General features: G+C 67.7%; 11 protein-coding genes and 1 pseudogene. 1 reads left to right on the forward strand and 11 read right to left on the reverse strand.

The window, feature by feature from the left end; all coding sequences use genetic code 11:
• Positions 1-48: 48 nt before the first annotated feature.
• Entirely contained in the window at positions 49-1,098 is a 1,050-nt protein-coding gene (locus A5655_RS07135) for an LpqN/LpqT family lipoprotein (RefSeq protein WP_067007366.1), read from the reverse strand.
• A 184-nt stretch (positions 1,099-1,282) separates the two neighbouring features.
• On the opposite strand from A5655_RS07135, the gene leuS reads away from it, so the two are divergent.
• Positions 1,283-4,198 carry a leucine--tRNA ligase gene (gene leuS, locus A5655_RS07140; RefSeq protein ID WP_067007369.1) on the forward strand — a complete coding sequence of 972 codons (2,916 nt, stop codon included), beginning with the start codon at positions 1,283-1,285 and terminating at the stop codon, positions 4,196-4,198.
• Here leuS and A5655_RS07145 read toward each other — a convergent pair whose 3' ends face one another.
• From A5655_RS07145 to A5655_RS07190, 10 genes and pseudogenes are all read right to left on the reverse strand, one after another.
• Positions 4,199-4,870 (reverse strand): SDR family oxidoreductase, encoded by a 672-nt coding sequence (locus tag A5655_RS07145; protein WP_067007372.1) that lies wholly within the window; start codon positions 4,868-4,870, stop codon positions 4,199-4,201.
• 58 nt (positions 4,871-4,928) lie between these two features.
• Positions 4,929-5,426: a MarR family winged helix-turn-helix transcriptional regulator gene (locus A5655_RS07150; RefSeq protein WP_067007375.1), complete on the reverse strand. Its 498-nt coding sequence runs from the start codon at positions 5,424-5,426 to the stop codon at positions 4,929-4,931.
• Positions 5,427-5,501: 75 nt separating this feature from the next.
• The gene (locus tag A5655_RS07155) at positions 5,502-6,251 is read right to left on the reverse strand and encodes an amino acid ABC transporter ATP-binding protein (protein ID WP_067007378.1); all 750 of its coding nucleotides are present in this window, start codon (positions 6,249-6,251) and stop codon (positions 5,502-5,504) included.
• Positions 6,248-8,053 (reverse strand): ABC transporter substrate-binding protein/permease, encoded by a 1,806-nt coding sequence (locus A5655_RS07160; protein WP_067007405.1) that lies wholly within the window; start codon positions 8,051-8,053, stop codon positions 6,248-6,250. Before A5655_RS07160 ends, A5655_RS07155 begins: the two co-directional genes overlap by 4 nt.
• Positions 8,054-8,101: 48 nt before the next feature.
• Complete coding sequence (locus tag A5655_RS07165; RefSeq protein ID WP_067007381.1) at positions 8,102-8,842, reverse strand: GntR family transcriptional regulator; 741 nt, start codon at positions 8,840-8,842, stop codon at positions 8,102-8,104.
• 132 nt (positions 8,843-8,974) lie between these two features.
• Positions 8,975-9,769: an LLM class F420-dependent oxidoreductase gene (locus A5655_RS07170; protein WP_067007384.1), complete on the reverse strand. Its 795-nt coding sequence runs from the start codon at positions 9,767-9,769 to the stop codon at positions 8,975-8,977.
• A gap of 16 nt (positions 9,770-9,785) precedes the next feature.
• The gene (locus tag A5655_RS07175) at positions 9,786-10,712 is read right to left on the reverse strand and encodes an alpha/beta fold hydrolase (RefSeq protein WP_067007409.1); all 927 of its coding nucleotides are present in this window, start codon (positions 10,710-10,712) and stop codon (positions 9,786-9,788) included.
• Positions 10,713-10,904: 192 nt separating this feature from the next.
• Positions 10,905-12,011 carry an inositol-3-phosphate synthase gene (locus tag A5655_RS07180; protein WP_067007387.1) on the reverse strand — a complete coding sequence of 369 codons (1,107 nt, stop codon included), beginning with the start codon at positions 12,009-12,011 and terminating at the stop codon, positions 10,905-10,907.
• A gap of 66 nt (positions 12,012-12,077) precedes the next feature.
• Positions 12,078-12,620 carry a PadR family transcriptional regulator gene (locus A5655_RS07185; RefSeq protein WP_067007391.1) on the reverse strand — a complete coding sequence of 181 codons (543 nt, stop codon included), beginning with the start codon at positions 12,618-12,620 and terminating at the stop codon, positions 12,078-12,080.
• A 148-nt stretch (positions 12,621-12,768) separates the two neighbouring features.
• Positions 12,769-13,368 (reverse strand): annotated as a pseudogene (locus A5655_RS07190) (hypothetical protein); the annotation flags it as partial.
• Between the last annotated feature and the right edge of the window lie 56 nt (positions 13,369-13,424).

Here is a 13,424-nt window from a genome sequence, read left to right on the forward strand (position 1 = left end):
GGCGGCGCGCCCGCGCGCCGGGCTCAGCGGCCTTCGTTTCGCGGCTGGTTAACGCCCTTGCAGGAACGCGAAGTTCGGCAGCGGCGGCAAACCCGGCACCATGGTCAACAAGTTGGGGGTGGGCCGGGGCGCGGCCACCTGGTTGGGCGGGACGGGCTGCGAGGGAAGCCCGACCGGCGCCGCTCCGGCCGGCTGGGGGGGAAGCCCGGCCGGGGCCGCACCGGCTGCTTGAGCGGGAATGCCGACAGGGGCCGCGGCGGTCCCCGGTCCGGGTACGGGTGCAGTGGTCCCGGGCACGGTCACCCGGAAGCCGTTGATGATCGCGTCGGTCGCCGGCGCATCCGCGACGGCCACCGCACGGTCGGTGGTCACCGACAGCGACACCAGGTACTTGTCATGTCCAGACGTCGCGATGACGTGGCGGCGCGACGTGTTGAGCAGCATGTCGCCGTCGCGGTAGGTGCCCTCGATGATCGACGACGGGAAGCCGCCGAAGTCGGCCATGGAGGCGTTCGTGGTCTGCCACAGGGGCAGTTGCTGACTGTCGACGAAGCCGTGGGTGATGGCCTCCTTCGGGTCGAAGCTGCCGACCAGGTGGTACACCACCACCTGCGCGTTCGAGGTGTAGATGCTCGCCCCGCGCCGGTCGGCGATCACCGCGAAGGCGTCGGGCACATTGGGATCGGGCACCTGTGTCCAGCGGGTGGGCAGCGGCAGCGTGATGTCGAGAGCTTTGAATCCCTGGGGCTTTTGCGCCTCGAGCTTGACGCCCTTGGACTGCAGGTAGTCACGCAGCGTGCCCGAGACGCCAGGCGCGACCGCCGCGGGCGCCGGCGACAGCGGAGCGACGACCGGGGTCGGCGCCACCGGGTTTGCCGCCGGGGGAGCGGCGAGCAACCGATTGCCGGGGATCTGTCCGGGCGCGACCGTGACGTTCTGCGGCGCCGGTGCGGCGACTGCTGGGGCGGGCGGCGGTGCGGGGAGCGCGGGCACTGCGGGATCAGCCCAAGCGGTGGCGCCCGCGAACGCCGTGACGCCGATCGCCCCGGCGGCCAGACCCCCTGCGAATACCCGCAATGTACGGGCGATGTGAATCATCTGCGTCGATCCTTCCCATGGCCCGGGTCCCAGCACCCGTCGTAGAGGCTGACTGTAACCAGGGGGCAAACGCGCTGGATAGCGTCGAAATCGACCTGGGATGAAGCTCTGATCGGCGCGCAACGTAACCGAGACCAACCCGTGGCCCGCCGGGCCGGCTGGGGTTCCCTTATACCCTGTTCAGGTGACCGAATCCCCGACCACCGCGCCTGCGGGCACCGCCGCCGCGCCGGACTCCGAGGCGCCGCCGTTTCGCTACACCGCGGCGCTCGCGGGCCGCGTCGAGAGCGCCTGGCAGGAGAACTGGGCGAAGCTCGGCACGTTCAACGTAGCCAACCCCGTCGGCGACCTGGCTCCGACCGACGGACGCCCGCTGCCCGCCGACAAGTTGTTCGTGCAGGACATGTTCCCCTACCCGTCCGGCGATGGACTGCACGTCGGGCACCCGCTGGGCTACATCGCCACCGACGTCTACGCCCGCTATTTCCGGATGACCGGCCATAACGTCCTACACGCGTTGGGCTTTGACGCGTTCGGGCTGCCCGCCGAGCAATACGCGGTGCAAACCGGAACGCACCCGCGCACCAGGACCGAGGCCAACATCGTCAACTTCCGGCGCCAGCTGGGCCGGTTGGGCCTGGGGCACGACAGCCGGCGCAGCTTCTCGACCACCGACACCGAGTTCTACAAGTGGACCCAGTGGATCTTCTTGCAGATCTACAACGCGTGGTTCGACACCGCCGCCAACAAGGCGCGGCCGATCACCGACCTTGTCGCCGAGTTCGATTCCGGTGCAAGACATCTCGACGATGGCCGGGACTGGGCGACGCTGACGGCGGGGGAGCGGGCCGACGTGATCGACGGCCACCGGCTGGTCTACCGGGCCGACTCGATGGTGAACTGGTGCCCGGGACTGGGCACCGTGCTGGCCAACGAAGAGGTCACCGCCGACGGGCGCAGCGATCGCGGCAACTTCCCGGTATTCCGCAAACGGTTGCGGCAGTGGATGATGCGCATCACCGCCTACGCCGACCGGCTGCTCGACGATCTCGATGTGCTGGATTGGCCGGACAAGGTAAAGACAATGCAGCGCAACTGGATTGGCCGCTCGACCGGCGCCCAGGCGCTGTTCTCCGCCACCATCGTCAGCGGCGAGCGGAGCGGCTCGGCGGTCGATATCGAGGTGTTCACCACCCGCCCCGACACCTTGTTCGGGGCGACGTACCTGGTGCTGGCGCCCGAGCACGAGCTGGTCGACGAACTGGTCGCCGCCGCATGGCCCGACGGCACCGATACCCGGTGGACCTACGGCGTCGGCGCACCGGCCGAAGCCGTCGCCGCCTACCGCCGCGCGATCGCGGCGAAGTCGGACCTCGAACGCCAGGAGAACAGGGAGAAGACCGGCGTCTTCCTGGGCAGCTACGCGACAAATCCGGTCAACGGAAAACCCGTTCCGATCTTCATCGCCGACTATGTGCTGGCCGGCTATGGCACCGGCGCGATCATGGCGGTGCCCGGCCACGACCAGCGTGACTGGGACTTCGCCCACGAGTTGGGCCTGCCGATCGTGGAAGTCATTGCCGGCGGGGACATTTCGCAGGCCGCACACGCGGGCGACGGTGTGCTGGTCAACTCCGGATACCTGGACGGCATGGACGTGGCCGCGGCCAAGGAAGCGATCACCGCTCGCCTGGAGGCCGATGGACGCGGCCGGGCGCGCATCGAATTCAAGCTGCGCGACTGGCTTTTCGCCCGGCAGCGTTACTGGGGTGAGCCGTTCCCCATCGTCTACGACAGCGGCGGACGGCCACACGCGCTCGACGAGGCCGCGCTGCCGGTCGAACTCCCCGACGTGCCGGATTACGCGCCGGTGTTGTTCGACCCCGACGACGCAAACAGCGAGCCATCGCCGCCGCTGGCCAAGGCCACCGACTGGGTGCACGTCGAACTCGACCTGGGCGATGGCCTCAAGACCTACACCCGCGACACCAACGTGATGCCGCAGTGGGCCGCCAGCTCCTGGTACGAGCTGCGCTACACCGACCCGCACAACTCAGAGCGGTTCTGCGCCAAGGAGAACGAAGCATATTGGATGGGCCCGCGGCCGGCTGAGCACGGCCCGCAGGATCCGGGCGGGGTCGACCTGTACGTCGGGGGGGCCGAACACGCGGTGCTGCACCTGCTGTACTCGAGGTTCTGGCACAAGGTGCTCTACGACCTGGGTCAGGTCAGCTCGCGCGAGCCGTTCCGCCGGCTGGTCAACCAGGGTTACATCCAGGCCTTCGCCTACACCGATTCCCGCGGGTCGTACGTGCCCGCGGAGGAGGTCATCGAGCGCGGCGGCCGCTTCTTCTATGCGGGTCCCGACGGCGAGGTCGAGGTCTTCCAGGAATTCGGGAAAATCGGGAAGAGCCTGAAGAATTCGATATCGCCGGACGAGATCTGCGACGAATACGGCGCGGACACGCTTCGGGTGTACGAGATGTCGATGGGCCCGTTGGAGGCGTCCCGGCCCTGGGCCACCAAGGACGTGGTCGGTGCGCACCGCTTCCTGCAGCGGGTGTGGCGCTTGGTGATCGACGAGCAGACCGGCGAGACCCGGGTGGCCGACGGCACCGGTGAACGGCTGGACGCCGGTACCCTGCGGGCGCTGCACCGCACCATCGCCGGAGTATCCGAAGACTATGCGGCGCTGCGCAATAACACCGCGGCGGCCAAGCTGATCGAGTACACCAACCACCTCACCAAAGCGCACCGCGACGCGGTGCCGCGCGCGGCGGTCGAGCCGCTGGTGCTGATGCTGGCGCCGCTGGCCCCGCACATGGCCGAGGAGCTCTGGGCACGGCTGGGACACCCCGCCTCGCTGGCGCACGGCCCCTTCCCTCAGGCCGACCCGGCCTACCTCGTCGAGGACACCGTGGAGTACCCCGTGCAGGTGAACGGCAAGGTGCGTGGACGGGTGGTGGTGGCCGCCGACGCCGACGACGACACGCTGAAGGCCGCGGCCATGGGCGACGAGAAGGTGCAGGCGTTCTTGGCCGGCGCCGCGCCGCGAAAGGTGATCGTGGTTCCGGGTCGGCTGGTCAACCTGGTCGTCTAGTCAGTGCTTGCGCGGCCGCAGCATCACTTCCTGGACGTGGCCGTCGGGCGGCGTGGCCACGACGCTGGCGACCGTCGCCGCGACCGTTTCGGGCCGCAGGAAGTTCGCCGGGTCGTACCGGTCGCCTTCGAACGCGACGAGTTCCCGCTGCATGGCGCTGTCCGTGCGGCCGGGATAGATCGTGGTCACGCGCAGGCCCGGCTCGTCGGCGCGCAGCGAATCGGCGAAGGCGCGCAACGCGAACTTGCTGGCCGAATACGAGGCCATGCCCGGTGAAACATTGCGTCCCGCACCGGAGTTGATGAACACCACCTGACCACGGGCTCGGCGCAGCGCCGGCAACAGGGCCAGCGTCAGGTCGACCACCCCGAAGACGTTCACGGCGAAGGTGGCGCGCCAGTCGTCGACGTTGGACTCGGCGACATGACCCGGGATGGACACCCCCGCGTTGTGCACCAACACGTCGAGTTCGTCGACGATTTCGCAGCTGGCCTCGATCTCGTCGGGGTCGGTCAGGTCGAGCGGAAAGGTGGTGGCGCCGAGCCGCTCCGCGACGGCGTCGAGCCGATCGGAGGACCTGCCCGCCAGCAGCAGGGTGTGGGTGGCCGACAGCGCCGCGGCGATCGCGGAACCGATACCGCCGCTCGCGCCGGTGATGAGTGCGGTGGGCATGACCCTAGTCTATGGAAGTGGGTCGAGGCTTACCAATCCCCTTGGGGATCAGCGATTTTCAGGCCTGCTTGCGCGCCGGCGGCTCCCCGGCGGGGGGCGATTCGCCACAGCCCAGGCGTTCCAGCGGCGCCAGCGCCCTTGCCAGGGTGTTCAGGTCGGACTCGTTCAGCTGACTGAGCATCGCTGCCAGGGCGGCATGCCGGTTGGCCAGCGACTCGCCGTGAACGGCCCGGCCCCGCGGCGTGATGTCGACGAGCACCGCCCGCAGGTCGGAGGGGTCGCGCGAGCGCTTCACCAGCCCGATCTTCTCCAGGCGGCGGATCGCCACCGTCGTGGTCGGGGTGCGCACCCGTTCGTGCGCGGCCAGGTCGGTCATCCGGATGGGGCCCTGATCGAGCAGCGTGATCAAGATGGACAGCTGCGCCAGGGTCAGGTCGCCGGCCACGACCCCACTGGGGTCGCCGCGGCGCAGAATCGAAAACAGTTTGGACAGCGCGCGGTGCAAACCTTCCGCAAGCTCCGTCACCTCCGGTGCGGTGGATTCGCTGTCCGCCATAAGTCGGCAGTCTAACCCGATATGCGGGGCGTACAAGGGAGCTATTCCGGACTAACTCAGACTAGTTCGGGACCGTCAGAGCACCTGGGACAGGAATCGCTGCAGCCGTTCGGTCTCGGCGGCGTCGAATATCTGCTCAGGAGGACCGGATTCCACCACTTTGCCCTGATCCATGAAAACGACGGTGTCCGATGCGGACCGGGCGAAGCCCATTTCGTGCGTGACGACGATCATTGTCATGCCGTCGGCGCCGAGGTCGGCGATCAGTTGCAGAATCCCCTTGACCATCTCGGGATCCAGCGCCGAGGTCGCCTCGTCGAAGAACATCACCTGCGGGTCCATCGCCAGCGCGCGGGCGATCGCGACCCGTTGTTGTTGGCCGCCGGACAACATCCCGGGGCGGGCACCGGCCTTGTGTTTCAGGCCAACTCGATCCAATTGGGTCAGCGCCAACTCGCGCGCCGCGTCGGCGGAGAGGCGGCGCAACTTGCGGGGCGCCAGCGCGACGTTTTTCAAAACGGACAGGTGCGGGAACAGATTGAAGTGCTGGAACACCATGCCGATGCGCTGGCGGAGCTCGTTCGGATCGTCGCGCAACACCGAGCGGCCGTCCAACAGGATGTCGCCACTGTCGGGCTCGTGCAGCCGGTTCAGGGTGCGCAGCAGCGTGGACTTGCCGGAACCGGACGGTCCGATGACGGCGACCGTGGTGCCGGCGGGGGCCTCGAGATCGACACCGCGCAGGACCACGTTTCCGCCGAGCGTCTGATGAATGTCCTTGGCCGCCAGCGATACTGGGGCGCGCCCGCCCGCGTGAGCGGTCACGTGATCTCCTGACCGAACGGGGTCGCCAGCACGGGGTCATGCCCTTCCGGCTTCTGCACGGCGCGGCCGCGGCGAAGCCGGCCGTCGATGTAGTTCACCAAATGGGTTAGCGGAATGGTCAGAATCAGGTAGAAGAGACCCGCGGCCACCAGCGGCGACAGGCTGCCGGTCTGCGCGTTGAGGTCCCGGCCCACCTGGAACAGCTCACGCTGTTGCGCGACCAGGCCGAGGAAGTACACCAGCGCGGATGCCTTCAGCAACCCGATGGCCTGGTTGACCAAAGCCGGCAGCACCCGCCGTATTCCCTGCGGCACAACCACCAGGCGCAGCGCGGCCGAATAGCTGAATCCCAGCGCGCGGGAGGCCTCGAGCTGGCCGGGGTCAACGCTTTGAATGCCCGAGCGCAGGATCTCGCCGATGTAGGCCGCCGCCATCAATCCCAGTGCGGCGATCCCCAATGGGTACGGATTCTTGTTCGTAAGCCCGCCCACCAACGGCCCGATACCCATGCCGATGATCAGGATGATCACCACTTCGGGAAGGCCGCGGAAAATGTCGGTGTACACCCGCGCCGGCCAGCGCAGCCAGCGTGAATGCGAAATTCCGGCCATTGCCAGCAGCATGCCGAGCACCAAGCCGATGACGAGGGCGCTGTTGGTCAGGATCATCGTGTTGGGCAGCCCGACGGTGAGCAGGATCGGGATCGCCTGCCGGTACAGATCCCAGTCGAAGAAGGACGCACGCAACTGGGCCAGCGTCGACATCGGGGCGGCCGGGCCCACCGGCTCGCGGTGGTGGCGCGCCGCGATCGCAGCGAAGTCCGGCAGGTGTGGGGCGGGGACCGCTTTGGACCCCGGTTTCCAGCCGGGCGGCATCGTCCGCGGCACCCACTGGCAGTACAGGTTCGCCCACGTGCCGTCGGCGATGACGGCGTCCAGGCCCGAATTCAGCGCATCGATCAGCGGCTGATTGTCTTTGGCGACGGCAAAGGCCACGAAACTGCCTCGGCTGAAGGTGTTCGCGACAACCACCGCCGGGTCGCCCGGCCGAATTATGGTCGACGCCAGCGTCCCCGGCGCCACCCAGGCGTCGAGCTGGCGGGTCTTGAGATTGGCGTAGAGGGTGGCGAAGCCGGGAAACTTCACGGGCTGCAGATGCAAGTGCTCGACGACGTACGACTCTTCGACGGTGCCCTGGACCACGCCGATGCGCTGTCCGGCCGCGAGGTCGCCGAAGCCGTGGATCGGCGAGCCGGGCGGGACCACGAGCGAGTAAAAGCCGAAGTCGTAGCCGTTGGTAAACGAAACCGTGTGCCGGCGCGCGTCGGTGGCCTTCACCGATGCGGAGCCGACGTCGAAGCGCCGGGACGCCACCTGCGCGAGTAGCGCGGAGAAGTCCGTGCTGACAAAGCGGACTTGCAGGCCCAACTTGGCGGCGATGGCGCGCAACAGCTGGTTGTCGAAGCCGCTGAAGTCGCCGGTGGGATTGATGCAGATGTTGGGCGGCGCGTCCGACAGCGTGCCGACCGTCAGCACGCCCGGTGTGCCCAGCCCCAACGCGCCGACGTCGACAGAGCCGAGCGGCTGGACGGTGGCCGTGGTCGCCCGGTCGTCGTCTTCCGTGGACGGGTGCTCGGTCAGATCTTTCGGCAGGACGCGGGCGCTGTCCAAGCCCGCCGGCGCGCATTGGTTCCAGTCGGCGGCGGCGGGGGCGGGCATTGCCAGCCCGCAGACCATCAGTACCGTCACGGCCACTGCGAAGAGCTTTCGGCGCTTGGGACGCCGGTCCAGGCGCGAACTCATCACCGCTACCGTATCGGCAGTCCGGCGACCCGGCGCGTCGAAGGAGCTCTACAGCGCGATCGACGGCTCGCCCTCGACGGCCTCGGCGCCGGCCAATACCCGAAGAGGGCCGGCAACGACTTGGCCGATGTCATCCGGCGCGGAGAACACCCTGCGCCGAAACAGTTCGGTGAGCATGGTCTGGGCCATCAGGTTGGACCGGCCGACGCACGCGGCCCGCGCGGCCTCCGGGTCACGCCGGTGAATTGCGGAGGTCTCGTCTTCGTAGAACGGCAACATGTCGTCGCGGCTGCACTGGTAGGTCATCCAGAAGACGCGGGGGATGAGGTTTTGCGAAGCGCGGATCGTGGCGTGTAGCCGCGGCCCCGCGTATTCCTCGTTGATCGTGCGCCGGTATTCCCCGGCGATGTCGGAAAAGGCGCGGGATTCCTTCGCGGAGCGCAGCGACCGCATCAGCGCGTCGAGTTGCCCCAGGATCCGCGGCGTGGGGTTGGTGGCAGCGCGCGCCGAGGCAATGCCGTTGAGCAGGCCGTCGAGTTCGTGGTGTTCGAGGACGGTGGCTTCGTCGAACCGCTCGACGAATGCGCCCCGGTGATAGCGGGTGGACACGATCCCGTCGTGTTCCAGTTGCACGAGCGCCTCTTGAATCGGAACTCGGCTGACCCCTAGCCCGACCGCAATCTCGTTGCGATCGACGCGGTCGCCGCTGCGCAGTTTCCCCGTGAGAACCAGGTTGAGAATGTGCGAAACAACCTGGTCCTTTTCTTTGACCCCGTATTTTTTTGGCATCCGTTTCTTGAGTGCCTTTCCAACCGGTTCGGTCCACCTAGCGCAGAGAGTTTCTCATGTCTTGGCGCGGCGTTCAGCTCTTTGGTGGATGAATCGGAAGCAAAACGGGAAGCGAATTCGGGCAGGCGGCCCTCAACGTCCGTCGCGCCACTTGCATAACGCCTCCGCGGCGCCCAGATCGTAGTCCGGACCGTCGCACCCGACGGTCAGCATCGTGACGCCGAGGTTCACCAGCGCTTCGGCGTTGGCGACGAGGCCACCGCCCGAAACGTCCCCGTTGACCGCGGCCGAACGTTCGATCCCGGCCGGGTCCCGGCCGACGTCGGCGCAGTGCCGCTCCAGGACGGCGGACTTGGCCGGGAGCTCGTCGGCGGAGCTGAAGCTGTGCCAGACGTCCGCGTACTCGGCCACCAATCGCAGGGTCTTGCGTTCACCCCCGCCCCCGATGAGCACCGGGATGTCGCGGGTCGGCGGCGGGTTCAGCTTGGCCAGCCGCTCCTTGATCCGCGGCAGCGCGGCCGCGAGATCGTCGAGCCGGCTGCCGGCGGTGCCGAATTCGTAGCCGTACTCGTCGTAATCCTTTTGTTTCCAGCCGGAACCGATGCCCAGGACGAGTCGGCCCGCGGATATGTGGTCGACGGTGCGGGCCATGTCCGCCAGCAATTCGGGGTTGCGATAGGAGTTGCACGTCACCAGCGCACCGATTTGGATGCGTGACGTCTGCTCGGCCCAGGCGCCGAGCATCGTCCAGCATTCGAAATGCGGCCCGTCGGGATCGCCGTAGAGCGGGAAGAAGTGGTCCCAGTTGAAGGCGATGTCGACGCCGATGTCTTCGCAGCGGCGAACCGCGTCGCGGAGCTGGCCATAATGCGGGGCGTGCTGCGGCTGCAATTGCACGCCGATACGAACGGGACGGTCGGGAGTCATACCACCCACCGTAGGCTCAACCCGCCTCGAGCACCCCGCGCAGGATCTCGATGAGCGCGCGGGGTTGGTCGCTCTGCACGGAATGGCCCGAATTGTCGACGACGTGCGCCGCGTGGAAATTGCTTGCGCGCCTACCCAATTCGGCGGCGTCCTCGTCGGTGACGAAACCCGACGAGCCGCCGCGGATGAGGGTGATGGGCGCCGACAGCGCGTCGACGTCGTCCCACAGGCCGGAGAAGTCGGGGAAGACGCGGATGGCGTCGTAGCGCCAGGACCAGTTGCCGTTGTCGAGGCGGCGCGAATTGTGGAACACGCCGCGGCGCAGCGCCTTGACCTCCCGGTGCGGTGCCGCCGCGACGGTCAGGTCCAGCATGGCCTGGAAGCTGGGGAACTCCCGCTCACCGTGCATCAGCGCCACCGTGCCTTGCTGCTCCTTGGTCATCTCGGAGTGGCGTTGCAACGCCGACGGGGTGACGTCGATCAGGACGAGTTGTTTCACGAGTTCGGGCGCCACCGCGGCCAGCCGGATCGCGGTGAGCCCGCCCAGCGACATGCCGACGACGACGTCGGCGCCGGCCGCGTGCTCGCGCAGCGCCGGCAACAGGGCGTCGGCGTTCAGCTGCGGCGAGTAGTCGCCGTCCTCGCGCCATGCCGAATGCCCGTGCCCGGGCAGATCCAGCGCGAGGGCCGGCTCGCCGAGACCGACGATCACGGTGTCCCAGGTGTGCGCGTTTTGCCCGCCGCCGTGCAAGAAGACAATCCGCGGGGGACGGTCCAGTGCGGGCGCGCCCCAGCGCAGCGCGCTGATCTTGGACTCCGCGGCGCCCGACTCGACCCGCTCCACGTCGGGCAGCGGACCCGGAACGCCGGCCTGCTCGGCGTTTTCGGACAGCAGTGAGAACTCAGACAGCCCGTCGAGTTCGTCTTCGGAGATCTCGGTCACGGTGTCTGACACTACTGTGGCCGGCCGGGCGTGCGTCTAGGGCTTTGAATGTGCCGTCATGGTGCGGACTTGCCGGATTTTCCGCCCTCTGCTCACACCGAAAGCCGCCAGCGCACACCGCTGACGCCGCCGAAAACCAGTGTGCGGTGAGGCCGCTCAACGCGACCCCACCGCACACCGGTGCAAGGAGAGTTACCCCTCGATGATGAACTCTTCGAGCTGGGCCCGCGCGACGTCGTCGGGCAGCTGTTGCGGCGGGCTCTTCATCAGGTAGGCCGACGCCGGCACGACCGGGCCGCCGATGCCGCGGTCCTTGGCGATCTTGGCCGCGCGCACCGCGTCGATGATGACCCCGGCCGAGTTCGGCGAGTCCCACACCTCGAGCTTGTACTCCAGGTTCAGCGGCACGTCGCCGAACGCGCGGCCCTCCAGCCGCACGTAGGCCCACTTGCGGTCGTCGAGCCAGCCCACGTGGTCGGACGGACCGATGTGCACGTCCTTGGTCTTGAACTCGCGCTGCAGGTTCGAGGTGACCGCCTGCGTCTTGGAGATCTTCTTGGACTCCAGCCGCTCGCGCTCGAGCATGTTGAGGAAGTCCATGTTGCCGCCGACGTTGAGCTGCATGGTGCGGTCCAGCTGCACGCCGCGGTCCTCGAACAGCTTGGCCATGACGCGGTGGGTGATGGTGGCGCCGACCTGACTCTTGATGTCGTCGCCGACGATCGGGACGCCCGCGTCGGCAAACTTCTTGGCCCACACCGGATCCGAGGCGATGAACACCGGCAGCGCGTTGACGAACGCCACGCCCGCGTCGATCGCGCACTGCGCGTAGAACTTGTCGGCCTCCTCGGAGCCCACCGGCAGGTAGGACACCAGCACGTCGACGTTGTTCTCCTTGAGGACCTTGACCACGTCGACCGGGTCGGCGTCGGACACCTCGATGGTGTCGGCGTAGTACTTGCCGATGCCGTCGAGGGTCGGGCCGCGCTGCACCGTCACGTTGGTGGGCGGCACGTCGGCGATCTTGATGGTGTTGTTCTCCGACGCGAAGATCGCCTCCGACAGGTCGAACCCGACCTTCTTGGCGTCCACGTCGAAGGCGGCCACGAACTTCACGTCGCGGACGTGGTACTGGCCGAACCTCACATGCATCAGGCCGGGCACCGTGTGGGTCTCGTCGGCGTCGAGGTAGTACTGCACGCCCTGAACCAGCGACGAGGCACAGTTTCCGACGCCCACGATCGCGACGCGTACCTCTGTCGACGCCTCGGGCGCCCCGAACGGCTTGTGGTCACTCATAGGGCGTTCTCCTAACTTCAATTACTTCTGTCTTGGTGTTCTGGTTGCCGGTTTCGTGCAGGGGTTTCACGTCTGTTCGGAGAGCCCGGGCATCGCCCGCTCCGCCGCGATGAGCTCGTTGAGCCACTTGACCTCGCGCTCGCTGGACTCGAGCCCGAGCTGGTGCAGCTGGCGGGTGTAGCGGTCGAACGAGCTGCTCGCCCGCGCCACCGCTTCGCGAAGACCTTCGCGGCGCTCCTCTACCTGGCGGCGCCGGCCTTCCAGGATGCGCATCCGTGCCTCCGCCGGTGTGCGGTTGAAGAACGCCAAGTGGACCCCGAAGCCGTCGTCGGTGTAGTTGTGCGGGCCGGTGTCGGCCACCAGCTCACCGAAGCGCTGCCGACCCGCGTCGGTCAGTTGGTAGACCCGACGCGCCCGCCGAACCGGGGTGCCGGCCGGCGCGGCGTTCTCCGCGATCAGCCCTTCGACCTGCATGCGCCGCAGGGCCGGGTACAGCGATCCGTAGGAAAACGCCCGGAACGCGCCGAGCAGGCCGGTCAAGCGTTTACGCAGCTCATACCCGTGCATGGGCGATTCGATCAGGAGACCCAAGATGGCGAGCTCAAGCATCGATACACCCCCTTGAGATGGCTACGCATGGCTGGTTGCTTTGACAGACTTAACGGTCCGACGCCTCGCGTAATCGTATCGTCTCGATATATTCGCCACAACACTACCTGTCGTTGGTGCGCTATTCGTCACAGCGCCGGGGAGACCGCTACGACGGCAGATTGACCCGCTTGATGGTGCCGTCACCTGCGAAAACGATGTATCCGCCGCCGTAGTCGCCCGACACGTACACCGACAGCGACAGCGCCCCCGGGGTGGTGGGGTCCGTCGCCGGCTCGATCACCAGATACGTGGTTTTGACGTCGGACCGCTTCATGCGGAGGCTGTCGGGGGCGCCGCGCACGAGGCCCACGGTGGCCGCGATGTCGAACTTGGAGAGGTCGACCGCGACGGGACCGTCGGCGGCGTTCTTGGCCGAACTGGTCGGGTCTCCCCACCCGCCGCGGTAGTCGTAGGCGAGCATGCGGCGGTCGTCGGAGGGGTCCGGGCGGTCGAGCCCCGCGTAGGTCGGGTAGATCACCAGCCGGAACCCCATGACGTCGCCGAACCTTTTGCGCGTCTGCTCCATCAGGCCGGTGAGCCCGCCGACCGACAGCAGCTCCGTGGGCGGCGTCAGCACCACCGGGCCGACCCCGTCGGGTTTGGCGCCGGGATCCGTCGTGAAATCCAGCGGCGAACGGGTGTTGCCGTACAGGCCCCAACCAATGCCGACGCCCAGCAGCACCGCCGCGATGAACGCGGCGCTCAACGCGCTGTCGACCAGCGTCATGATCGGGCTCGGCAAGGCCTACGGACCGCGGATGG

This window comes from Mycobacterium sp. 1081908.1 (assembly GCF_001673535.1).
Classification (GTDB): Bacteria; Actinomycetota; Actinomycetes; order Mycobacteriales; family Mycobacteriaceae; genus Mycobacterium.